The sequence below is a fragment of the Filomicrobium insigne genome, assembly GCF_900104305.1.
GTDB lineage: Bacteria > Pseudomonadota > Alphaproteobacteria > Rhizobiales > Hyphomicrobiaceae > Filomicrobium > Filomicrobium insigne.
Genome location: NZ_FNJC01000002.1, coordinates 91,524 through 114,312 on the forward strand (window position 1 = coordinate 91,524; position 22,789 = coordinate 114,312).

At 57.7% G+C, this 22,789-nt stretch carries 19 protein-coding genes; 8 read left to right on the forward strand and 11 right to left on the reverse strand.

Annotation, left to right across the window (positions count from 1 at the left end; all coding sequences use genetic code 11):
• The first annotated feature begins 149 nt into the window (after positions 1-149).
• Both BLS30_RS06435 and BLS30_RS06440 read left to right on the forward strand, forming a co-directional pair.
• A complete protein-coding gene (locus BLS30_RS06435) occupies positions 150-617 on the forward strand; it encodes a RidA family protein (RefSeq protein ID WP_046475899.1) in 468 nt (155 codons plus the stop codon).
• A gap of 56 nt (positions 618-673) precedes the next feature.
• The gene (locus tag BLS30_RS06440; RefSeq protein WP_090227571.1) at positions 674-1,444 is read left to right on the forward strand and encodes a glycerophosphodiester phosphodiesterase family protein; all 771 of its coding nucleotides are present in this window, start codon (positions 674-676) and stop codon (positions 1,442-1,444) included.
• Here the strand turns inward: BLS30_RS06440 and BLS30_RS06445 are convergent.
• Positions 1,441-2,457: a hypothetical protein gene (locus BLS30_RS06445; protein ID WP_090227573.1), complete on the reverse strand. Its 1,017-nt coding sequence runs from the start codon at positions 2,455-2,457 to the stop codon at positions 1,441-1,443. The two genes, BLS30_RS06440 and BLS30_RS06445, sit on opposite strands and share 4 nt — an antisense overlap.
• Before the next feature lie 209 nt (positions 2,458-2,666).
• Here BLS30_RS06445 and BLS30_RS06450 point away from each other — a divergent pair, with 209 nt between their 5' ends.
• The 3 genes from BLS30_RS06450 to BLS30_RS06460 are packed head-to-tail and all read left to right on the forward strand — an operon-like array spanning position 2,667 to position 5,043.
• A complete protein-coding gene (locus BLS30_RS06450; RefSeq protein ID WP_090228488.1) occupies positions 2,667-3,854 on the forward strand; it encodes a GNAT family N-acetyltransferase in 1,188 nt (395 codons plus the stop codon).
• 52 nt (positions 3,855-3,906) lie between these two features.
• Entirely contained in the window at positions 3,907-4,341 is a 435-nt protein-coding gene (locus BLS30_RS06455; protein WP_046475889.1) for an HIT family protein, read from the forward strand.
• 60 nt (positions 4,342-4,401) lie between these two features.
• A complete protein-coding gene (locus BLS30_RS06460) occupies positions 4,402-5,043 on the forward strand; it encodes an NAD(P)-dependent oxidoreductase (protein WP_046475884.1) in 642 nt (213 codons plus the stop codon).
• On the opposite strand, the gene BLS30_RS06465 is transcribed toward BLS30_RS06460, so the two are convergent.
• From BLS30_RS06465 to BLS30_RS06490, 6 genes are all read right to left on the reverse strand, one after another.
• The gene (locus BLS30_RS06465) at positions 5,033-5,377 is read right to left on the reverse strand and encodes an AzlD domain-containing protein (RefSeq protein WP_090227576.1); all 345 of its coding nucleotides are present in this window, start codon (positions 5,375-5,377) and stop codon (positions 5,033-5,035) included. The genes BLS30_RS06460 and BLS30_RS06465 overlap by 11 nt on opposite strands.
• Positions 5,374-6,108, reverse strand: a complete 735-nt coding sequence (locus BLS30_RS06470; protein WP_090227578.1) for an AzlC family ABC transporter permease — start codon at positions 6,106-6,108, stop codon at positions 5,374-5,376. Before BLS30_RS06470 ends, BLS30_RS06465 begins: the two co-directional genes overlap by 4 nt.
• A gap of 3 nt (positions 6,109-6,111) precedes the next feature.
• Complete coding sequence (locus BLS30_RS06475) at positions 6,112-7,119, reverse strand: hypothetical protein (protein WP_090227581.1); 1,008 nt, start codon at positions 7,117-7,119, stop codon at positions 6,112-6,114.
• 189 nt (positions 7,120-7,308) lie between these two features.
• Positions 7,309-9,780 (reverse strand): ATP-dependent Clp protease ATP-binding subunit ClpA, encoded by a 2,472-nt coding sequence (clpA, locus tag BLS30_RS06480; protein ID WP_046475863.1) that lies wholly within the window; start codon positions 9,778-9,780, stop codon positions 7,309-7,311.
• A gap of 6 nt (positions 9,781-9,786) precedes the next feature.
• Positions 9,787-10,131: an ATP-dependent Clp protease adapter ClpS gene (gene clpS, locus BLS30_RS06485; protein ID WP_046479796.1), complete on the reverse strand. Its 345-nt coding sequence runs from the start codon at positions 10,129-10,131 to the stop codon at positions 9,787-9,789.
• A gap of 292 nt (positions 10,132-10,423) precedes the next feature.
• On the reverse strand, positions 10,424-10,765 hold the full coding sequence (locus BLS30_RS06490; RefSeq protein ID WP_046475857.1) for a phasin family protein: 342 nt from the start codon (positions 10,763-10,765) through the stop codon (positions 10,424-10,426).
• Between the two features lie 367 nt (positions 10,766-11,132).
• Between BLS30_RS06490 and BLS30_RS06495 the strand changes: the two genes are divergently transcribed.
• Positions 11,133-12,602 carry a D-alanyl-D-alanine carboxypeptidase gene (locus BLS30_RS06495; RefSeq protein ID WP_090227583.1) on the forward strand — a complete coding sequence of 490 codons (1,470 nt, stop codon included), beginning with the start codon at positions 11,133-11,135 and terminating at the stop codon, positions 12,600-12,602.
• A 27-nt stretch (positions 12,603-12,629) separates the two neighbouring features.
• Here the strand turns inward: BLS30_RS06495 and BLS30_RS06500 are convergent, their stop codons facing one another.
• The 3 genes from BLS30_RS06500 to putA form a co-directional block, all read right to left on the reverse strand.
• Entirely contained in the window at positions 12,630-13,322 is a 693-nt protein-coding gene (locus BLS30_RS06500) for a DnaJ domain-containing protein (protein WP_046475852.1), read from the reverse strand.
• A gap of 129 nt (positions 13,323-13,451) precedes the next feature.
• A complete protein-coding gene (locus BLS30_RS06505; RefSeq protein WP_046475847.1) occupies positions 13,452-14,243 on the reverse strand; it encodes a hypothetical protein in 792 nt (263 codons plus the stop codon).
• A 103-nt stretch (positions 14,244-14,346) separates the two neighbouring features.
• On the reverse strand, positions 14,347-17,550 hold the full coding sequence (gene putA, locus BLS30_RS06510; protein WP_090227586.1) for a bifunctional proline dehydrogenase/L-glutamate gamma-semialdehyde dehydrogenase PutA: 3,204 nt from the start codon (positions 17,548-17,550) through the stop codon (positions 14,347-14,349).
• Between the two features lie 122 nt (positions 17,551-17,672).
• On the opposite strand from putA, the gene panC reads away from it, so the two are divergent.
• On the forward strand, positions 17,673-18,692 hold the full coding sequence (gene panC, locus BLS30_RS06515) for a pantoate--beta-alanine ligase (RefSeq protein WP_342027533.1): 1,020 nt from the start codon (positions 17,673-17,675) through the stop codon (positions 18,690-18,692).
• Between the two features lie 207 nt (positions 18,693-18,899).
• Positions 18,900-20,918, forward strand: coding sequence for a DNA topoisomerase IV subunit B (gene parE / locus BLS30_RS06520; protein WP_046475844.1), 2,019 nt, complete (start codon positions 18,900-18,902; stop codon positions 20,916-20,918).
• Positions 20,919-20,954: 36 nt separating this feature from the next.
• Here parE and BLS30_RS06525 read toward each other — a convergent pair whose 3' ends face one another.
• Entirely contained in the window at positions 20,955-22,745 is a 1,791-nt protein-coding gene (locus BLS30_RS06525; protein WP_052743601.1) for a patatin-like phospholipase family protein, read from the reverse strand.
• Positions 22,746-22,789: the final 44 nt, after the last annotated feature.

The following is a 22,789-nucleotide window of genomic DNA, read 5'->3' on the forward strand; positions in this document are numbered from 1 at the left end:
CACTACTCACGCTTTCCACGCTTGCAAAGAGCCCCTCGCCGTAACCTTATTGTCCGTGTTACAGAAATTCCGAAATTTCATAGAACCCGGATCGGTGGCAGGAACTTGTCGCCGAAAGGTAGATTTTCGTTTTGAAAGGATCAGCAGCTATGAGCGATGATGTTAAATCCCGCCTCAAGGCAAAGGGTCTCACCCTCCCGTCCGCTCCTGCAGCCGTCGCCAATTACGTCCCTTATTGTGTGGTCGGCGACTTGTTGTACATCTCAGGGCAGATTTCCAAAGCCGCAGACGGGTCGCTCATCGCAGGCAAACTTGGCGCTGATCTCACCGTTGAACAGGGTATGGAAGCCGCGGCTGCTTGCGCTCTCAATATTCTGGCGCAAACCAATGCCGCAGTTGGCGACCTAAACCGTATTGCTCAACTCGTACGGATCACCGGTTACGTCAACGCAACACCGGATTTCACTGACCACCCACGCGTCGTAAATGGTGCCTCGGACCTTTTTGTGGAATTGCTCGGCGATGCCGGCCGCCACACGCGCGCCGCCGTAGGCGTCTCCAGCCTGCCGGCAAACTGCGCTGTCGAAATCGACGCAATTGTTCGCATCAAGGACTGATACACGGACAAAATTGGATCTGTATCGGTGTCGTGGTGCGAAAGGCAGAAACGCATATGAGCAGCTTCGACCGCGAGAAATTTCTTATCCCAATCGCGCATCGCGGCTTGCATGACGAGCGCCAGGGCCGCATCGAGAATACGGCGCCGTCGTTTCTAGCGGCGATCCAACATGGCTTCGGTATCGAATGCGATATTCGTCCAGCCGCCCTAAGCCGACCGGTGGTATTTCACGATCCGACCACAGAACGACTTCTGGACGAAACGCGCACCGTCGCAGATCTCACCCAAGACGATCTTGCAAGGCTGCGCTACCGAGACGGGAAGTCTGCGATACTCACCTTCGACGAATTTCTCCAACTCGTCGAAGGGCGCGTTCCGCTTCTTGTTGAGATCAAATCCGAATGGAGTGCGCCTGACGCGGTGTTTCTCAAGGAGGTCATCCGCCTCATACGGGCTTATTCTGGCCCATTAGCGCTTATGTCTTTTGACCCAGCCATTCTAAGCTTTGTCCGAGCTCTTGAGCCCACCATTCCCCGCGGCATGATTGCCGCCGCGACAGGCCCGGAAGATCCCCTGGCGCGAATAGTCGGCGCAGAACGCGCATCGGACCTTTCCAACCTCTTGGAATCTGGCCCGCCCGCACCCGACTGTTACGCCTACCGCGTGTGCGATCTCCCCACCCCCGTGACACGTTATGCAAGAGAGATTCACGGCCGCCCGTTCTTTGCCTGGACGGTCCGTTCCCCCGAAGATTTCAGGACTGCAGCGCGTTGGGCTGACGCCCCAATTTTTGAAGGGCTTTTGCCTCCGGAAAGAATGCCTTAGTAAACTCCGCGCGCCCGTCTTGCCTGACGGATCGAGTTGGCCATCGAGCGATTGCGCCGCTGCTGATAGCTGCGCGCGCTTTTGCGCTCAGGCGTCTTATGTGTTGACGCACGCCGCCGTGAAGTCGCCGGACGATCCGCAACAGAAAGTTTTGCGTCCACATCCTGCCCGCCCTTTTCCGTCCGCAAACTGATCTGGACGAGCTCAGGCGAAGCCGCACGGATCACGAACTCTGAAGTCGGATCCCGCAGCCTTGTTGCAGATCCGATAGGCTGAAGCTTTAGGGGAGCATTCGAACCCGCCCTGATCGGAAGAAGTTCGGGCAATTCGGCCTGCATCAGCGGCTGCTTCTTTTCGTAGTTCTTCGCAACCGCCACCGGCTCGATCTCTATGGGGCGAGGACCACCCAGCGCCTGACGGCCCTCAAAGTCAGGACGTCGCGCGATCGAACCCGCCACAAGGTCCATCATAGGCCGCGATGCCGTCTGTCTTACGGCCTCCTGCACAATAACGACCACTGGCCCGGCTATGGACGCGGTTTTGACATCGCGAACAATATCCACACCCGTCGTACGGGCGCTCTCAGCAACCCGCGCAGCCGGAAGATCCGGATCAGGACGCCTAACAGGCAACCATTGGGCTGTCAGGATATCTTGTGACCGCAGCACTCTTTCCGGAAGCGGCACGGATGCCAAGAGTCTGACACCGCGCTCTGGCAGCGGAATTATCTTACGCGATATACTGCGCACGATTTTCGGAGACGACGTCAATGCTACAGCCGTCTGAGGCGACGCGACTTCAAGCGCCGTAGGCGGGCGGCCATCGATAAAACCAACGGGCGTTTCAAGCGTCCCATCGGGATTAGACCGGCGGCTATCAACCCAGGTGAAAGGCAGCAAGGGCGTGAAGACCCGGCCGCTGACCGACCCTGCAGATACCGCAAACGTTGCGAGATATCCCCATGTGCTGAGCGCGACCATCGCACACGAAATCAGCACCAGCCCCACTTGCATAACTCACACTCCCTAGATGCTAGGGCCGCCTCCATCTCGTGACTACCGCCCAACCGCACGAAAAGATGACCATCACCAAAGCTTGCCCGAACCCCGGCGCATGCGCAATGATGTTGGTCGGCCTTTCCCCGGCAATGAAGCATTTGCCCCCAGGCGGCTTTCACGCCCTTGAAAATCTAGGCCTGCGAGAAACCAGAAAATCCTCGAGCATGGACCAATCTCCGACAGTCAAGATCGTCGTCCACCCGTCGATCGCTGAAATCAGCCCAGGCGATTGGGACGCTTGCGCCAATCCCATCGCTGATCGCTTCAATCCGTTTGTCAGCCACGCCTTTCTCCATATTCTGGAAGAAGCCGGATGCGTTGGACGGGCAGCGGGTTGGATACCGCAGCATCTCGTTCTCACGGGAAGCGAAGGAACTGTCGACGGCGTCATGCCCTGCTATGTCAAAACCAATAGCCGTGGCGAATACGTTTTCGATTATGCATTCGCTGACGCCTATCAACGCGCTGGTGGAGCGTACTACCCGAAGCTTCAGTGCGCAGTCCCCTTTACACCGGTCCCTGGCCCACGCGTCATGGTGCGTCCCGGACCAGATGCCGAAGACAATGAGCGGATACTGACCCGAGCGGCGATGCAGCTGGCCCAGCGTCTGGAGCTCTCCTCACTTCACATCACCTTCCTGGAGGCCGATGCATGGAAACGGCTTGGAGACGCAGGGCTGCTGCAGCGAACCGACCAGCAATTCCATTTCGCCAATGACGGCTACGAAACGTTCGACGATTTTCTAGCATGCCTGGCATCCCGCAAACGCAAGGCAATCCGCAAAGAACGGGCGACCGCACTCGAGAGTGGCATCACCATTGAACATCTCAGTGGCGGCGACATTAGCGAAGCCCACTGGGATGCCTTCTACGCGTTCTACACAGACACCGGCGATCGCAAATGGGGAAACCCGTACCTCAATCGGCGCTTCTTCTCTCTTCTCGGAGAACGCCTCGGTGATCATTGTTTGCTGGTCATGGCCAAACGAAACGACCGCTATATCGCCGGCGCGCTCAACCTTATCGGCGGGGACTGCCTCTACGGCCGCTACTGGGGCACGATTGAACATCACCCCTTTCTGCATTTCGAAGTCTGCTACTATCAGGCCATCGAATACGCGATTACGCACAGCCTTAAGCGTGTTGAAGCCGGCGCACAAGGCGACCACAAGTTGGCGCGCGGTTACCTTCCAACCACCACATACTCATTGCACTGGTTCGCTGATCCCGGGCTCTCCGCAGCAGTTGAGCGCTATCTGATTAGCGAACGCCGCGAAGTTGCAAAGATCGGTACGGCTCTATCCAAATACGCACCCTTCAAGAAAACGGCGTGCGAAGACGAACCCCATTGACCGAGGCGGCCCTGCGCCTTAGCTCTGCAAGGAAATATTGAGGAGGAAGCGCATGAGCAACGGTGCTTACGACGACAACAACATTTTCGCGAAGATCCTGCGCGGCGAAATCCCATCTCATAAGGTCTTCGAAGATGAAGTCGCCGTGGCCTTCATGGACGTCATGCCTCAGGGCACCGGACATACGCTCGTCCTACCCAAAGCCGCCTCACGCAACCTTCTCGACGCCGACGAAGAAACCCTCACGGCTTTAATGCCGCGCGTCCAGAAAATCGCGCGTGCCGTGCAGAAAGCCTTCAATGCCGAAGGCGTCACCATCATGCAGTTCAACGAAGGTGCCGGTGGCCAGACCGTGTTTCACCTCCACGTTCACGTCATCCCGCGCTTTGAAGGCGTTGCGCTCGCGCGGCATTCGGATCAAATGGAAAAGCCAGAAGTTCTCGCAGAAAACGCCGAAAAAATTCGGGTGGCACTGCAAGGCCAATAGCTTTTGCGCAGGCCAGGCGAACGCGAAGGCTAATGCGCTATAAGAAGGACCCAATGCGCCATGGCCAGTCTGCTCATTATCGGGGCCAGCCGCGGCATCGGCCTTGAAACGGCCAAAGCGGCTCTTGCTGCCGGGCACCGCGTGCGCGCGTTCGCCCGCTCGGCATCGAATATTCCTCTCAGCGATAAAAATCTCGAAAAGTTTCCAGGCGACGCGCTCTCTGCCAACGATGTAGCACGCGCACTCGACGACGTGGACGTAGTCGTCCAGGTGCTCGGAGCCGACATCGGCCCGGGCACGATCCTTGGCGGAACGACCCTCTTTTCCGACTCCACACGCATCCTTGTCGACGCCATGCAGAAAAGCGACGTGAAGCGGCTGATCTGTGTCACAGGCTTTGGTGCGGGCGATAGCCGCGACGCGTTGGGTCCTCTCTACCGCCTCGCGTTCACATTCACACTTCGCCGCATCTACGACGACAAAGATGTGCAGGAGCAGATCATCAAGGCATCGGACCTCGACTGGACCATCGTCCGGCCGGGATTGCTCCGTGACGGCCGGGCAACGGGCCTCTACCGCGCTCTAACCGATCCCAAGGACTGGCAGCTGACCACCATCCGTCGCACGGACGTCGCACGCTTCTTGATTGATGAAGTGGAACAGAACGCGTTCTCGCACAAAACTCCGGTTCTCATTTCATAAAGAAGTCAGCGAGAATCAGCAGGACAGCGGCCCCACCAACGCCAGCGGCAAGATTGCGGCGCGCGGCAAAGTAAACAGCTATACCGCCCAGGACAGAACCTATCCGAATTTCAAGGCCGATATGCGCCAGCTCGCCTGCCGGAAATAACAGAAGCCGCATGACAAGTGCCGCAACGAGTGCGGTCGCCACCGCACGCACCCAAACGAAAATCTCGCTGTCAGCAGCAACCCGTCGTCCGAGATAAAGACCCATCCAGCGCAAGGGTTCGTGAGCCAACATCGCCACGACCAGAAGGACCAGCGCGGCCTGATAAGTCGAAAGGAAGTCGTTCATTCCTTACCAGGCTCCCACAGCTTCTTCTGATATCTACCCGCCACGAATGCCAGTGTGCCGCCAACAAGCCCGCCAAGGAGCAAATCGAAGCCAGGAACAAGCACGTAGAAGACCGGCCCAAGCATCGTCCCGAAGGTGAGAGCGAGAAAATCCACGCTGGACCGTGCCGTCGCGACCAACGACAGAAAAAAGTAAATCGGCGTGAGAAACAGAAGCGCGGCAGACAGTATGGGCGGCACTGAACCGGCAATGAGAAAACCGAGAGCAGCTCCCACCAGTGTGGCAAGAACAAACCCCGTTCCAAGCCCGATGAAATAGCTGAGCCTCAAAGCAGCAGGCCGCGAGGGCAACCGCCGCATCCCCTCAATCCACGCGGTGACCGCTATGAAATGCACCGCCACCACCTGCCGCCAATTGGTCCTTTCCTCTTTGATGAGAGGCATCAATGCGACGGTCATCGGCAACAGCCTGATAGCGGTCAGTGCCACTGCAAACGTACCCGCCATAATAGACCCGCCGCGGGCCAACTGATCCATCATGACCACTTGCGCTGGCAGCGCGAAAAAAATTCCCATCATGAATACGGTATTGAAGAGCGACATGCCGGCGTCGCGCGCCAACGCCCCAAAACCAGCAGCGCTTGCAAACAAGATGAGACCGGGAATGCTGAATGTCCCCAGCAGCCCGCTGCCAAATGCAGCGAGCTGGTGGCTGCGTCGATTTTCTCTCACGCGTCAGTGCCCAAAGAAGATTCGGCCATCCGCGTCAGGCACCGTATGGAACATGACATCAAACTGCGCGACATGGGCCTTGACCTCTTCATCGTGGAGCGACCCGCTCGTAGCGAAAATCGCCTTGACCTTACGCCGCGCCAGCTGATCCAACGCATCAGCAAAAGAGAAATACGAGTCACTCACAACCGCAGCCCCTTTCAGCATATTGGAGCGTTTGGCTGCACGGGCCTGGATAATCGCAAGATCACTCGCTGCTGCTCGCTCCGGTTGACCCGACGCGTTCGCAACGAGCAACCCCTCGTTAGCAATCGTAATGCAGTTGCTTGCGCTCGCCGCGCAGATCCCCCAGGCTAAGCACATGTCGCGCTTGAGCTGATCGTCCCAATCCTCTGGGAACTTGGGAACAAACGGATTGGGTTCCTGTGACAGCATAGCTCCGCGGACCGTCCGAGAGACCGGTTCCAACTGAACATTATCGCGATGAAGCGACGCCAAGGCGGGATTGGCGAGAAGATGTGTCTTGCCCTTCTTCCGGACAAAATACGGAATGACGTCAGGGTCGACAGAGGGTGCAGCAATCCCCTCAAATGGTCGATCCGGTCCCATCCACTGCCGAACCTTGTAAGCGACAGGCTCGCTCAGCGCGACATTGGTAACGAGAAACGAGCCGAATGCAGCGCGGAAGTTACTCTGTATCGCCTTGTTAATGACCTGATCCGAACTCCCGACAGCTGCCGAAAACGGACAGCTGTGTGTGACCAGAACAGCAATCGTCGGCACTGAGCCGACATTCACATCAAACGCGGCCGCAATCCGCGTAATTGCCTCGATTCCCGCATCCAGATCCCGAATGCTCGACCAGCTCATGTCCCGCGCGCCGGTAAAAGCGGGCTGACCATGAGGATCGGTAAACTTGCCGATTGCGAGAAGATCCTGGCTCCCGTCATCGGAAGCAATCCACGCCTGCTGTTGTGGATTCTCACCGTACTTGAGTGCCTGCCTGCTCATCTCTGATTTGCTCCTCTAGCGAACGGAGCGCTATCACACCGCGCAGTGGCAGCAAAGGCAATGCCTCAGCTCGAAAGTCTTATCCCGGCATGGGAGCTATGCATCCGTGGAAGAGGCAAATAAAGAAGACGGCCCGTTTCCGAGCCGCCTCTTCGCACACCACGATATGCAGTTCGTAAAGCTTAAAGGTTATTCACCTTTCTTACGAGGGACACTCGGGACAGCACCGGTGCCGCCACCGCGCGAGGATTTCTCCTTGCGCCCGCCTTTGGGACCAGGAAGCGCTTTGCGCGGCGAAGCCTCAACAAGCACCGCCTGTGGTTCCTCGTCGCCCTCGTCCTCTTCTTCCTCGTCATACGCCGTACCCTTGGACCTCTTTTCCGAAGGGTCTGCGGCAAGGAATTCGAAGCCAAGCTTCCGATCAGGTCCTTCGCCTTCGACGACCACCTTGACGGTACCGCCATTCTCGAGCTTACCGAACAACAACTCGTCCGCGAGTGGCCTCTTGATGTTCTCCTGGATCACACGAGCCAGAGGCCGCGCACCGAATTTCTCATCGTAGCCCTTTTCACCGAGCCACTTCGATGCGTCTTCGCTGAGTTCGATCGTGACACCGCGATCAGCAAGCTGTGCCTCAAGCTGGAAGACGAACTTCTCGACGACCTTCGCGATCACCTCAGGGGACAGTCCCGAGAATGGAATCACAGCATCGAGCCGGTTTCTGAATTCCGGCGTAAACAGCTTATTGATCGCTTCGGTATCTTCACCCTCGCGCTTACTGCGATTGAAGCCCATCGGTGGCTTGGCCAGATCACTGGCCCCAGCGTTCGATGTCATGATCAGGATCACATTGCGGAAATCGACAGACTTACCGTTGTGGTCCGTCAACCTACCGTGGTCCATGACCTGCAGCAGGATGTTGAACAGATCCGGATGAGCTTTCTCGATTTCGTCGAGCAGAAGCACACAATGTGGATGCTGGTCCACACCGTCTGTAAGCAGGCCACCCTGATCGAAGCCGACATAGCCCGGAGGTGCGCCGATTAGCCGAGAAACTGTGTGCTTCTCCATGTATTCCGACATATCGAAGCGCAGCAGTTCAACACCCATCAGACTAGCGAGTTGCTTGGCCACCTCGGTCTTACCGACACCGGTAGGACCGGAGAACAGATAGCTACCGATCGGCTTTTCAGGCTCGCGCAGTCCGGCTCGCGCAAGCTTGATTGCACTGGCCAGCAATTCAATCGCCTTATCCTGCCCGAAGACGAGCCGCTTCATATCGCGATCAAGCGCGATAAGAACCTCGGCATCAGACTTCGTAACCGTCTTGGGCGGAATACGCGCCATCGTCGCGACCGTCGCTTCGACTTCTTTGACGGTCACACGTTTCTTGCGCTTCTCCTCCGGCAACAACATCTGTGAAGCGCCAGTCTCGTCGATCACGTCGATTGCCTTGTCCGGCAACTTTCGATCGTTGATGTAACGCGCCGACAGCTCAACCGCCGCCCGCACGGCCGGCAGCGTGTATTTGATCTTGTGGAACTCCTCGAAATAAGGCTTCAGACCTTTCAGGATCTCCACCGAGTCTTCAATCGTCGGCTCCTTCACGTCGATCTTCTGGAAGCGACGGACGAGCGCACGATCTTTCTCGAAGTGCTGGCGATATTCCTTGTAGGTCGTTGAACCGATGCAGCGTACCGTGCCGGACTGCAGCGCAGGCTTGAGCAGATTGGATGCATCCATCGCGCCACCCGACGTAGCCCCCGCACCAATCACGGTGTGGATTTCGTCAATGAAGAGGATCGCACCCGGGTAGTTTTCGATCTCCTTCATCACCGCCTTCAGGCGTTCCTCAAAGTCGCCGCGATACCGTGTGCCGGCCAACAGCGAACCCATATCGAGAGAGAAGATCGTAGCACCGCGAAGAACCTCGGGAACTTCGCCGCGAATTATCTTGCGAGCAAGACCTTCCGCGATCGCCGTCTTACCGACGCCCGGATCACCGACAAACAACGGGTTGTTCTTCTGCCGACGGCACAGAACCTGGATGGTACGCAGAACCTCCTGTTCACGGCCGATAAGCGGATCGATCTTGCCGTCGCGCGCCTTTTTATTGAGGTTCACACAATAGCTGTTGAGCGCGTCCTGGCCGGGCTTTTTCTCCTCGGCGGCTTCGCTCTCCTCATCGACGCCGCGCACGGACCGAGGCTCAGACATCCCAGCACGTTTAGCAATACCGTGGCTGATGTACTGAACCGCGTCGAACCGCGTCATCTCCTGCTCCTGCAGGAAGAACGCCGCATGGCTCTCGCGCTCAGCAAAGATGGCGACCAAAACATTGGCGCCCGTCACCTCTTCACGCCCGGAGGACTGTACATGCACGACAGCACGGTGAATGACACGTTGAAAGCCGTTCGTCGGCTGAGCCTCGTCCAATGTTTCAGAGACGAGCGCACCTAATTCTGAATCGAGATATTCGCTGACGCGTCCGCGTAGTGTGTCTAAATCGACGTTGCAAGCACGCATAACACCCGCCGCATCGCGATCATCTACGAGCGCCAAGAGCAGATGCTCTAACGTTGCAAACTCATGTTTACGCTCGTTTGCATATTCGAGCGCGCGATGCAGGGCTGCTTCAAGACTTTTCGAGAACGATGGCACGAGAACCTACTCTTTCTCCATTGTGCATTGCAGGGGATGCTGGTGCTGGCGGGAAAAGTCGGTCACTTGCGTCACCTTCGTTTCCGCGACTTCGTATGTATAGACGCCGCAAATGCCCACCCCCTTGTGGTGCACGTGCAGCATAATGCGGGTGGCGTCCTCCCTCCCTTTGTTAAAAAACCGTTCCAGGACATGAACTACGAACTCCATGGGAGTATAATCGTCATTCAGCAATAAAACCTTATATAGGCTCGGTTTCTTCGTTTTGGGGCGCGTCTTGGTGACGAGGCCGGTCCGACCTTCATTGTCGTCACCTCCCTCACCACCTTCGGACCCGTTGGGTCCGGCCATTTGAATCGGGCTCTTAAGTTCGATCATCGCCGCCTCGAACGGCACGCCGGATACGACGTGCATCGTCTCAAATCATCTGTTCGCGTCGGGAACCCCCGAGCATCTCATCTTCTTACCGGCTTGCTAGCGCCGCACTCAACACTATTGCCGCTTTAAACACTGCCATCTCGCGAAGGGCAGCCGGTATGTAATTCGTTGTCCCGCCTGCTAAGATGGGTACACATGTCGACACAAAAAAGGCCCGGCTCGAGCCGGGCCGTCGCGTAGATTATAAAGCGCTCGCGAACCCGGCTCAACGGCCGCCTGATAAGATCTTATCCATTGGGGAATAGGCCTGCTTGGCCAAACTCGCATACATTTCACCAACCTTGGTCATCTGATGCATATATTCGTCGCAAGCACGCTTGGCGTAGTTCGACTGAATCTCGACAGCCTGCTCAAATGACTTCGCAGTCATCAGCTTACCGAACGTCGCCGTACCGTCTTCCAACGAGCGCTTTGTAAAATCCGTCATTTCAGCGCCAATGGCCTGCCAGCCCCTGGTCCAGTCGTCCATCAGCTTCGTCACCGAATCCATGTTCTGCTCGCCGAGCTTTTGGAAAGCCTCGAAGTTCTTGGCCGCATTAACATCCATGTTCCACTCCGTATTCGGAAGAGATTTCTCGGAAAATAAGGGGTGGACGACCGCACCCCTGGCAGCTCGAAACCTGATATTTGCAACGCACAACCGCAGATTCAAACATTTTTTTGCACTGCACAAGGAGCAAGCGAGCACGGCAGGCCGATGTTAACGAAAACTTGGGCACCTCGAGTCTATGCAATTGACAGGCTGGGATTCGGACCAGCGAGGGACTTAACGCGCCGCAAAGACGTCAAAAAACCGTGGTCTGCCAGTCTGTGGAATGATGGGAGATTCGGAGCAAACGCAGGCGAAGACGCACTCTGGCGTGAGGCCATTTGGTGCGCATCAGAAGAAGTTGGCAAGGAAACCTTAGCGGTCGATGGCCAGAAATTTCACACGTCATACCGGCAAAAAAGCCTCAGACAGGACGTCACTTTATAGTGCCGTTCTGACCGTTTTGACGTTGGCTTGTGCAATCCTGGTTTCGGATGTGCAGGCAGCCAACGCCGAAAAGCATGCCGCGATGGCCATGGACGCCAACACCGGCAAAGTGCTGCACAACAGCTCTGGGGACGAATTGCGTCACCCTGCTTCGCTTACGAAAATGATGACGCTGTATATGGCCTTCGAACTCATTGAAGCAGGAAAGCTCAGCTACGGTACAAAAATCCGGTTCAGCGCGCAGGCCGCCAGCCAACCCCCTTCGAAACTCGGCCTAGACGTCGGGGAAAGCATCCGCCTGATCGATGCCATCAAGGCTCTCATTACAAAGAGCGCGAACGATGTGGCGTGCGCGGTCGCAGAACATATCGGGGGCTCCGAAACCCGCTTCGCCCGCCTTATGACGGAAAAGGCACGCGCGCTTGGCATGAAACGGACCGTCTTTAAGAACGCATCTGGCCTACCGAATGAGGATCAGGTGACGACCGCACGCGATATGCTCACACTGGCGATGCGGCTTCAGGACGATTTTCCAAAGCACTACGAGCTTTTCAAAACGCAGACGTTCTCATACCGGGGCAAGACCTACCGCAACCACAATAGGCTCTTGGGCAAGATCCGTGGCGTCGACGGCATTAAGACTGGTTACATCCGCGCTTCCGGTTTCAATCTCGTTTCGTCGGTAAAGCGGGACGGTAAATACGTCGTCGCAGCAGTATTCGGCGGGCGCACATCCAAGACGCGCAACGCCGAAATGACGAGCCTGCTTTACAAGTCCCTCAAGCGAGCTTCTACGCACCAGACGCGTAAGCCGATGTTGGTCGCTACACCTAAGCCTATGATGCGCCCATCAATTCCGCCACGCCGTCCTGTTCTTGCTGAACCCATTGAGGTCGGACGCGCCGAACCTCAGATCGCGATCGCGCGCGTGCGTCCGAACGATGTTGTGCAGGGCCGCCCCACGCCATCGCCCGCCTATGCGAATCGCCCTCCACAGCATCAACCCACCAACGAACCACCCGGACGCGCCCCAGGCACGCTGCAGGATCAATTGGCTCTATTGCTCGCCCGTAGCGGCGTCGTGGACGATACAAGCGGCGAAGGGTCACGAGAAGAACCAGAGCAAAATGTGCGAGGCCAGGTGCAAGGTCGGGTACCGAACGGCCCTTATCAGGTTCAGGTGGGCGCCTTTGGATCACGTCAAGAAGCCGAACAGAGCCTGGAAGCCGTAATCCGACGGACCAACAGACTACTCGCCGACTACGTTCCCATTACAGAACCCGTAAACAATGGTTCACGAACCCTCTACCGCGCACGCTTTGCAGGCTTTGGGCAAGCGGCGGCAACGTCAACGTGCCACGAACTACGAAGCCTTCAAATCGACTGCTTCGTCACGAGCCAGCGCTAGACAAATGCGTTGGCTCCTGTAAGGCGACTATTGCGAAATATTCGCCAAGAGCACTTCCTTGGCTTCGTTGATTTTTGACGCAAGATAGGTGGAACCACCGCGATCGGGGTGAAGCTTGACGATAAGCTCGCGATGCGCGCGCCGAACCTCGTCACGACTGGCACCATGGCGAAGCCCGAGAATTTCGTAAGCCTCTGCCACAGTCATGCGGCCATCCGGCCCATTCATTTCTCTTTCTCCGCGCGCCATGTCTTCGCGCCACTTCGGATACGCCCGATCAAGATAAGCTTCGATCAATTGGGCGGAGCGAGGATCATCCGCCCGTGCATCCTGCCACAGCAGAGCAAGCTCTGCTGCCTCCAGCGTCTCGATGCGCCGCCCCTCAAAGAGACCGCGGATCACGCGCCCACGAATTTCACCGGTATCATGATCAAGCTCCATCTCGAGAAAATCGGTGGTGACCTGCGATGTCTGCCCGCCCGATTTACGTGTTCTTGGCAGCGAACCGCTGCCGAACAGCAGCCAGATCCCAAATAATCCTACGGGCGCCGCGTATCCGATGCCTCCGCGCAAAGCCAGCAGACCAGCGACAGCGAGCGCAATGACCCCGGCCGCCCGCTTGAGCTGCACAGCCAGCTTCCCCGGGTTTGCCCCAGTAAAGCCGTGCACAGCGATAAGCACCAAAGCAAGTAGCGCTAAACCTAGAAGAAGGAATTGCATCAGCGCATTAACAGGGTCCCGCGCCCTTTCAAGTTGAAACGGAATATCGGAAAGCACACGCGTGTAAGGCGATCACAAAACAGGTTGGCAAGGCCTACACCAAAGCGCAATGCGGCAACACCCTCAGCGTTACGACGCCGCCGGTTTCATTTGTTGTAACAACGCACGAGCTCCACTTCCCGACCGTTCCGAGCTAAGTCGTTGCAACGCTTCGCGGCCACCCGCAGCATACACAGCAACCGCCGCCAGCAACTCACGTAGCTGCACTGCCGAACCCGCATCAAACCGGCACCAGGCACCACCCGTCAATCGGCAAATCTCCTTGAACGCACGTTCCGCTACCGGATCATAGCCCTCCTGAAACAGGAACACCGGCATCCCAAGCAACCCGAGCTCGCCGGCACGCGCACAAAGCTCATCAACGCTTTCTTCCATGCTGTCGCCGACATACACCAACGCATTAACCTGTTTTTTGTCGGTTTCCCGCCTCGCGTGGGTCAAAACCTTACCGATCTGCGTGCGTCCACCCTGGCAACCAACCTGCGTCATCAGGCGCTGCAAAGCCATGGGATCACTCACCCACTTTGAAGCCCTGCATTCGCCAAACCCGCGAAAATAAACTAACTGCACGTCAAGACCGCCGATCTGATCGACGGCGGCAAACATCTCCGACTGCAACTGCATGGCCATGTCCCAGGTGGGCTGGCGGCTCATCGTTGCGTCCATGGCGAATATCAGACGCCCCCGCCCGGTATTTTGGGTGCGCGGTGCCACCTTCATCTTTGCGAGAAAATCCGCCACCTCTTGATCCGAGGATCTCTCGGTATCCGGCAGTCGATCAGACGCGCGATCAGCGGGTACACTCGCCCCCGTAACATCCTCGGGAATGATCTTCGTATCGCGCTTATCCTTGGTGGTCATGAAGCTCTATCCTTCGCAAAGCGAAAGGCCGCAGAATGGGCAACCTCCTGCTAAGGTGGCCACACCCCATCAGGTTGGCAAGTCACGGGGCTGCCATCAAGATTTAGGCTTCTCCGTTTCCAGCGCGTAAAAGGTCGAGATTACCCCCAGTCGCGGTGATATCTGTGGAGCGAACTCTTTCAGTCGCAAACCGTTGCACGTAATTTGGACCACCAGCCTTCGGCCCCGTCCCTGACAAGCCCTCACCACCAAACGGCTGAGCACCGACGAGCGCGCCAATCTGGTTGCGGTTAACGTAGAGATTCCCGACCTTCGCCCGCCGGGCAACATGGTCAGCGACGGAATTGATCCGGCTGTGTAACCCCAACGTCAGGCCGTACCCAGTGACATTGATCGCGTCGATCACCTTATCCAGCATGCCGCCCTGATAACGGCCGACATAAAGAATGGGCCCAAAAACTTCGCTCTTGAGAATGTCAATCCGCTCGATCTCATAAGCTGCCGGGCTGACGTACGTCCCCGCCCTGCAGTCCTCCGGCATACCTCCATCGGCAATCAACTGAGCCTCACGGCCCAAATGCAGCTTATGCGCGTCCAGCGTATCTTGAGCCTGCTCGTCAATAACCGGTCCGATATCCGTCGCATAGTCCATCGGGTCCCCTAAACTAAGTTCCTCGATGGCCCCCGCGAGCATGCTGAGTGTGCGCGGCGCAATGTCTTCGTGAACGAACAACATGCGGGCCGCAGAACAACGCTGTCCGGCACTGTCAAACGCCGATCGCATAACATCCCGAACAACCTGTTCGGGTAACGCGCTAGAGTCAGCGATCATTGCGTTCAGCCCGCCGGTTTCCGCAATCAGCGGAACAATCGCCGCACGCCTGTCAGCAAGTCCCTTCTGAATGGCCCAGGCTGCCGCATTGGACCCCGTAAAGGCGATACCCTGAACACGCGGATCACGGACCAATGCCGCACCGGTCGTGCCATACCCTGGCAGCAGATGCAGCACACCGGCAGGCACACCGGCTTGATGCAACAACCGTGTTGCCAGAAACGCCGTCAGAGGAGTTTGTTCTGCCGGTTTTGCAAGAACAGGATTTCCTGCCGCCAGCGCCGCCGCGATTTGCCCCGTAAAGATTGCGATCGGGAAGTTCCAGGGACTGATACAGGCAAAGGGACCCCGCGCCCGATACGTCATTTCATTGCGCTCGCCGGTAGGTCCGGGAAGCGAAATCGGTCCGCTGAAAAGTCGTCTCGCCTCGTTGGCGTAGTACCGCAGGAAATCAACGGCTTCGCGGACGTCATCATGCGCTGCAGTGACTGTTTTTCCAGCCTCGCGGACAATGACCGCCATCAACTGCGTACGCTGGCTTTCGAACAAGTTGGCCGCACGCTCTAGAATGCGCGCGCGCTCGTCCACAGGTGTAAGGTCCCATGCCTCCGCATTCCGGCAGGCACTCGAAATAGCCGCTTCGATATGGTGAGCATCACTCCAGTGAACCTGGCCGATATCCTGGCGGTGATCATGCGGGCAAACCATACGATGAGGTCTGGCATCACCAAGTGTCAGCTCACCGTCGATCAACGGTCCAACTTCGAAAGGCGAGAGAAGAGCACTCGCCATGCCCGAAAGCAGTTCACTTCGTACCGTGCGATCAGCCAGGGCGAGCCCGGCACTTGCACGGCGATGCGGTTCGAAAATGTCGCGCGGACGCGGAATGGGGTTAGGCTGAGCAGGTCCCGTTCCATCGCGCTCACTTTGCAAAACCGCAACCGGATCACGAACGATCTCAGCGATTGGTGCATCTTCGTCCGCTAAACGGTTGACGAACGACGTATTAGCCCCGTTTTCGAGAAGCCGGCGTACAAGATACGGCAACAAATCTTCATGGCCGCCAACAGGCGCATAGATCCGGCAGACCGAGCCAAGCCGACTATCGCCCACCACTTCCTCATAAAGCGCCTCTCCCATGCCATGCAGCCGCTGAAATTCAAACGGCGTGTTCGCCGCCGCCACGTAAACGGCGGCAAGGGATTGCGCGTTATGCGTCGCAAACTGCGGGTAGAACGCCTTGCGATCAGACAGGAGGAAGCGGACGCCGGAGATAAACGAAAGGTCGGTATGCAGCTTGCGAGTGAATACCGGGTAGTCCCGCAAGCCCAACTCCTGAGCCCGCTTGATTTCGCTGTCCCAATAAGCCCCTTTCACCAGCCGCACCGGAATGCGCTGACCGCCCCGTTCAGCAAGACGTCTCAGCCATCGCAACTGAGGCATCATGCGCTTAGAATACGCCTGAACGGCAAGACCAAGACCATGCCACCCATGCAGCGCCGGGTCCTCATAGGCGCGACCAAACATGCGCAGCTGAAGTTCGAGACGATCTTGCTCCTCAGCGTCAATCGTCACGGAAATGCCCTGCTTACGCGCCTCCGTGAACAACCTCATCAGCTTCGGTAACAACTCATCGTCAAGGCGCGCCTCTTTGCCGGGCTCATAACGCGGATGCAGCGCAGACAGCTTCACCGATAAGCTCGGGCGGCGCATCAACGTGTCAGGATGCTGCGTCATCACTGGCCCGGTTGTCGCCGCGATCGCATCCAGAGCGGACATATATCTGTCGAAATAGCGGTCTGCGTCGGCCTGCGTGCGCGCGGCTTCCCCCAGCATATCGTAGGAGAACATGTAGCCACGCTCTTGCAGCGGCTGAGCACGCGCTAGGGCATCTTTAATAGTCCGCCCAAGCACGAACTGATCTCCAAGGATGGAGACAGAACGCCGGATTGCCTGTCGGATAACGGGCTCGCCAGAACGCCCGACCAGCCGCTTCAACACACTGATCGGGCTCGCGCCCTTAGCATCGCGCAATTTTACGACACGGCCCGTGAGCATCAGCCCCCAGGTGGAAGCGTTGACAAACATGCTGTCGGAATGACCGAGATGTTTGTCCCAAGCGCCTTCACCAATTTTTTCGGCGATCAATTGATCCTGCGTCTCATGGTCGGGAATACGCAACAGCGACTCCGCCACGCACATCAGGATCGCGCCTTCCTCGCTGGAAAGCCCGTATTCCCTCATAAACGCGTCGACGCCGCCAAATTTATGCCGATTGGCGCGCGCGCAATGCACGAGTTGACGCGCAACCTCACTCACGCGCCGACGCTCGCCGTCGTGCAGTTCGCTTTCCGCTAGCAATTCCGCGACAAGCCGCTGCTCGTCAGCTAAATGTGCAGCTGCAAGATCCTTATCGGGCGTTGTAAGATCGAGAGCCGAAATCGTCGGCCCGCCGATAGCAAGCGGACTATCCATAACCGCCACCCTGCCGTCCCTTCGTTCGATTTTGTTGAGAACGCAAGACGACTCACCGTGTAAATTTTCGTTAGCATATCAGATAACTATTGGTGCGCCGAACATCGAAAGGTGGATGAAACGTGGCACAACCCCCAAAAAAGACTGCGCGCAAACGCACCGCGAAGCTCTCGGGCACCGGCCTGAAGGCCGAAAAGAAGAAAGCGGCAGCGGATGTCGTCGAGAAACCCGCAAAATCTCACACGGCCAAGGGCACTCAGTCCGCCCCCCGAACATCCGATAAGAAAAAAACGTCAAACGTAGAAATCATACGAACCGTCGCCGATCTGCGCCAGGCGACAGCGCCTTGGCGCAGAAAAGCTGAGCCGATCGCCCTCGTGCCGACGATGGGCGCGTTACACGCGGGCCACATTTCGCTGGTCCAGGCGGCCAAGAGAGCCGCGAAACACACGATTGTATCTATCTTCGTCAACCCAACTCAGTTCGCGCCGAATGAAGATCTCGACCGTTACCCGCGAGATGAAGACGGTGATGTTGGCCGTTTGCGCGAGAACGAAGTCGATATGGTCTGGGCCCCGCCAGCCGAAGAAATGTACCCGGAAGGATACTCGACCTATGTATCCGCAGGTTCGACCGCGAACGGACTGGAAACCGATTTCCGCCCCCACTTCTTCCAGGGCGTCGCCACCATCGTGCTGAAATTGTTGAATCAAGTCGCTCCCGACTACGTGACGTTCGGCGAGAAGGACTATCAACAGCTCTGCGTGGTTCGGCAGATGGTCCGCGATCTCAATGTTCCAACGGAAATCATTGCGGTTCCGACCGTGCGTGAAAAAGACGGCTTGGCGCTTTCTTCGCGTAACGCCTATCTCGCGCCGCGCGAACGCGAAGTCGCCCCCCACCTTCATCGCACGATCTACGAAGTGGCCGATGCCGCAAAGACGGGAAATCTCGGCGTTCTACGCGCAGATGCAGCAATGAAATTACTCTCGCTCGGCTTCAACAAAGTGGACTACGTCGAAATACGTGATGCTGAAACATTAGGCACGTTTGATCCCTCATCCGGCCGCCCGGGACGGGTTCTCGCCGCCGCCTGGCTTGGCCGTACTAGGCTCATCGACAATGTCTCCATATCGCCATAAGCCATTGCAATATGGTCACACGTAATATCAGGGACAGGGGATATTTCGCGACGTCACCGTGACTTGATGGCGCTTGCCAAGCCGCCCTCCCCCGTGCCAACTCTGCCGCAACCATACCAGCCGACGGATTCGTGCCGCGCTTTTTAGTGACGCGTCAGCAACGGCGCCCCTTTTCGTCGACCGGACGAACAATGCGGACGATACGCGATGGCCAAACCACAAACGATCGACCTCTTTTCGAGCTCCGAGACCGAATTGAAAGAAAAACAGCCGCGCGGCCGCAAATCGACGGACGCCTCCGATAATTACACCGCAGCTGACATCGAGGTCCTTGAGGGCCTAGAGCCCGTACGCCGTCGCCCCGGTATGTATATCGGCGGCACGGACGAGAAGGCGCTGCATCACCTGTTCGCCGAGATCATCGATAACTCGATGGACGAAGCGGTGGCCGGTCACGCCAGCTACATCGAGGTCAATCTCGGCGCCGACGGCTATCTTACCGTTGCGGACAATGGGCGCGGCATTCCCGTCGACGCGCACCCCAAATTCAAATCGAAGTCGGCGCTCGAAGTCATCATGACGACCTTGCACGCTGGCGGTAAATTCGACGGCAAGGCGTATCAGACCTCCGGTGGCCTGCACGGCGTCGGCGTCTCCGTCGTGAATGCACTTTCCGAAATCCTCGAGGTCGAGGTCGCACGCGGCCAGCAGCTTTACCGGATGGTATTTTCTCGCGGCAAGCCGCAGTCAAAACTGGAAAAACTTGGCGCGATCAAAAACCGCCGCGGCACCAGGGTTCGCTTCAAACCCGACGAGCAAATCTTCGGTAAAGGCACAGCTTTCAAACCCGCGCGCCTCTTCAAGATGGCCCGTTCCAAAGCCTATCTGTTCGGCGGGGTCGAAATCCGCTGGTCATGCGATCCGGAACTCATCAAGGATGACACACCGGCCCAGGCCGTCTTCCACTTCCCCGGCGGCCTGCGCGATTATCTCCAAGAGACCATCAACGGCCTTACGCTGGTTACCAACGAGCTGTTCGCAGGCCGCATTGAAAAACCCGGCGGACACGGATCGGTCGAATGGGCTCTGGCCTGGATCGGCAACGCTGACGGCTTCATGAATTCCTATTGTAATACGATCCCAACGGGTGAGGGTGGCACACATGAAGCCGGTCTCCGCGCTGCCCTGATGAAAGGCCTGCGTGCCTACGGCGATCGCGTCGGCAACAAGAAAGCCGCTCAAATCACCGCCGACGACGTCATGGTCACGGCCGGATGCATGCTCTCGGTGTTCATCCGCGAACCCGAATTCCAAGGCCAGACCAAGGATAAACTGGCAACACAGGAAGCCTCTCGCATCGTCGAAACGACGGTTCGCGATTCATTCGATCATTGGCTCGTCGATCGCCCACAACAAGCTAACAAGCTGCTCGAATGGGTCATAGAACAAGCCGAAGAGCGCTTGAAGCGCCGCCGCGATAAGGAAGTCAGCCGCCAATCCGCCACACGCAAATTGCGCCTGCCCGGCAAACTGGCGGACTGCACGATACGGTCCGCCGAAGGCACAGAAATTTTCATCGTCGAAGGCGACTCGGCCGGCGGCTCTGCCAAGAGTGCGCGCAACCGCGAAACCCAGGCGATCCTGCCGCTGCGCGGCAAGATCTTGAACGTCGCCAACGCGTCCGCAGCTAAGCTGGCCCAAAACCAGCTTCTATCGGATCTGATACAGGCCCTCGGCGTCGGCTTGGGCAAACACTACCGCGACGATGATCTGCGCTACGAGCGCGTGATTATCATGACCGATGCCGACGTTGACGGCGCCCACATTGCATCCCTGCTGATCACGTTCTTCTTTCAGCAGATGCCCGAACTCATCACCAAGGGACACCTGTTCCTGGCGGTGCCGCCGCTCTTCAAATTGACCCATGGAGCCAAGTCCGTCTACGCACGCGACGAGGACCACAAGAATGCGCTTTTGAAGTCCGAGTTCAAAGCTGGCGCCAAGGTTGAAATCAGCCGGTTCAAAGGCCTCGGCGAGATGAATTCGGGCCAGCTCAAAGAAACGACGATGGACCCGAAGGTCCGCACGCTCCTGCGCGTGGTCATCGACGACGAAAGCAATGAAATCGTTTCTGAAGCGGTGAACGCTTTGATGGGCTCCAAGCCCGAAGCACGGTTCAGGTTCATCCAGGATCGGGCAGCATTTGTAACGGACTTGGACGTTTAGTCCGTCATGCGGGAGGGTGAAGCGTCCCTCTCGCCTTTAGCGTTCTGCAGCTAACGCGTCACGCGCGAACTCGTAAGCCGCCCAGCGCAATTCGCTATGACGTGACCAGTCGAGCAAACTGGCATCAGTAGGCACCGCAAACGACAAGAGCCGATCCCCCGGCAGCAGATCAGCCGCAATATCCTGCGTCTCACGCATCAGGCTGCGCATCAAAACCGCTTGAGGCCCCGGAGCCTTCGGCCATGACTTCGCCAAGCCAGGCCAGAGCATGCCTCCAATGAGACCAAGCCGCGACGGCAATGCAACATCGCCATTGTACCGCGTGCCCACATTCGGGACCTGAAGATCGAGCACCACATTCGGTCCTGTTTTGATTTTGCGCATAGCGGCAAGCGGCACATTCTCGATAAGGCAGCCGTCAACCAGCATCTCGCCTTCCGGCGTGTACATCGGCGGCAAAAGCGCAGGAATTGCCGACGAAGCCCGGACCGCGGCCCACAAAGGCCCGGAGCGAATGATCTCGACCGTATTGCGTGAAAGGTTGGTCGCCACTGCGAAATAGGGTGTCCACAAATCTCGGACATCCTCGCACGAGAAATGCTCCACCAGCGCGGCTTCAAACACCTCCTGGTCGAGCAGGCTGTAACGTGGCCACGTCCACCGCCCCATCGCCTTGCGCTTCACGAAGATGTCGTGCGTCAGCTGATCGATATCGGCCGGACTGACACCAAGCGCAAACGCCGCCGTCATCGCCGCGCCGCCACTGGTGCCCCCCATGATGTCGAAGGTATAGCCGGCTTCCAGCAACGCTTGATACATGCCGATGTGCGCAGCAGTGAGCGCCCCACCACCACACGCGACAAGACCTAGCGCCTCACCATCAATGAAGCGCATCAGCCGGCCGAAGTCGCTCTTGTCCCCCAACACCAAATGATGATGCGCGTCGATCCATCGCCTCGGATCGAGCCACAACGGCGTCCCCGCCACCGCGTCGCGCTTGGAGTGAAGAAGAACAAGGCGAACATTGCACGAGTCATGCAGCGAAGTGACGACACGCTCCAACGCGTTGGGAGTACGCGCAGCAGACTCAGTAACAGCCGCCTCGCCAATCAGAAGCACATGATCGGCTTGTCGAAGCGCTTTCTCCGACCAGGCCGTGAGCTCGTGGTCGCAGACGTAGAAAATGCGGCGATACCGCCGCTCGAGATCATTGAACCACCCGGTCTCTGCCGAAGTGGCAAATGTCTCATCTGCCTTGATTGCATCGACGGCTCGGCCGTGATCGAGGATCAGGGTATCGCGAGCGCCCGCAAAGTACTCACGCAAACCAGCGATGAACTGAGGTGAAACAGGGCCAGCTCCAGCGCGACAAACAGCGATTGTCTGAGGCGCCGCATAACGATCGACACACCGCCCAATGGTCGTGCGCGCCAGCCGCGTCGCAAGGGCTTTGGCAACACTCTGCCAGATCGATGGCAATTGCCCCGCAAGTTCGGCAAAGTCGGCGCGCGTCAGAACCAATACGATGCTGTCACGCTGAGCGCGCACGTTAGCGGTTCGGCGTCCGCCTCCGAAAAAAGCGATCTCCCCGATCGGTTGCCCCACACCGATCTCGGCGATAATGGACGCCTCACCATCGCGAATAACCGCGAACCGGCCTGAAACGACGATATACAGCGCATCCGCCTCTTCACCCTCACGTATAAGGAGGGTCCCGCGCGGCACGGTCATGGAACTTAGTCGGTGTTCCAGTTGCATACGCTCGGCAGCGGAAAGTTCCTCGAAAACCTCAATCTGAGAAAGGTCTGGCTCGGAAGGCATGGCCATACCGCACTCCCTCTAAGCCCGATTGAGTAGACGACACGCACCAC

Excerpts from the sequence above, each read along its gene's own strand:
- BLS30_RS06475 (WP_090227581.1), bottom strand. The coding sequence starts at position 7,119 with ATGAGCAGGCAGGCACTCAAGTACGGTGAGAATCCACAACAGCAGGCG.
- BLS30_RS06500 (WP_046475852.1), bottom strand. The coding sequence starts at position 13,322 with ATGCAATTCCTTCTTCTAGGTTTAGCGCTACTTGCTTTGGTGCTTATC.
- BLS30_RS06455 (WP_046475889.1), top strand. The coding sequence starts at position 3,907 with ATGAGCAACGGTGCTTACGACGACAACAACATTTTCGCGAAGATCCTG.
- BLS30_RS06445 (WP_090227573.1), bottom strand. The coding sequence starts at position 2,457 with ATGCAAGTGGGGCTGGTGCTGATTTCGTGTGCGATGGTCGCGCTCAGC.
- BLS30_RS06450 (WP_090228488.1), top strand. The coding sequence starts at position 2,667 with ATGGACCAATCTCCGACAGTCAAGATCGTCGTCCACCCGTCGATCGCT.
- BLS30_RS06495 (WP_090227583.1), top strand. The coding sequence starts at position 11,133 with ATGGCCAGAAATTTCACACGTCATACCGGCAAAAAAGCCTCAGACAGG.
- putA (WP_090227586.1), bottom strand. The coding sequence starts at position 17,550 with ATGGATAGTCCGCTTGCTATCGGCGGGCCGACGATTTCGGCTCTCGAT.
- BLS30_RS06435 (WP_046475899.1), top strand. The coding sequence starts at position 150 with ATGAGCGATGATGTTAAATCCCGCCTCAAGGCAAAGGGTCTCACCCTC.
- BLS30_RS06505 (WP_046475847.1), bottom strand. The coding sequence starts at position 14,243 with ATGACCACCAAGGATAAGCGCGATACGAAGATCATTCCCGAGGATGTT.
- BLS30_RS06465 (WP_090227576.1), bottom strand. The coding sequence starts at position 5,377 with ATGAACGACTTCCTTTCGACTTATCAGGCCGCGCTGGTCCTTCTGGTC.
- BLS30_RS06490 (WP_046475857.1), bottom strand. The coding sequence starts at position 10,765 with ATGGATGTTAATGCGGCCAAGAACTTCGAGGCTTTCCAAAAGCTCGGC.
- BLS30_RS06440 (WP_090227571.1), top strand. The coding sequence starts at position 674 with ATGAGCAGCTTCGACCGCGAGAAATTTCTTATCCCAATCGCGCATCGC.
- BLS30_RS06525 (WP_052743601.1), bottom strand. The coding sequence starts at position 22,745 with ATGGCCATGCCTTCCGAGCCAGACCTTTCTCAGATTGAGGTTTTCGAG.
- BLS30_RS06460 (WP_046475884.1), top strand. The coding sequence starts at position 4,402 with ATGGCCAGTCTGCTCATTATCGGGGCCAGCCGCGGCATCGGCCTTGAA.
- parE (WP_046475844.1), top strand. The coding sequence starts at position 18,900 with ATGGCCAAACCACAAACGATCGACCTCTTTTCGAGCTCCGAGACCGAA.
- clpS (WP_046479796.1), bottom strand. The coding sequence starts at position 10,131 with ATGGCCGGACCCAACGGGTCCGAAGGTGGTGAGGGAGGTGACGACAAT.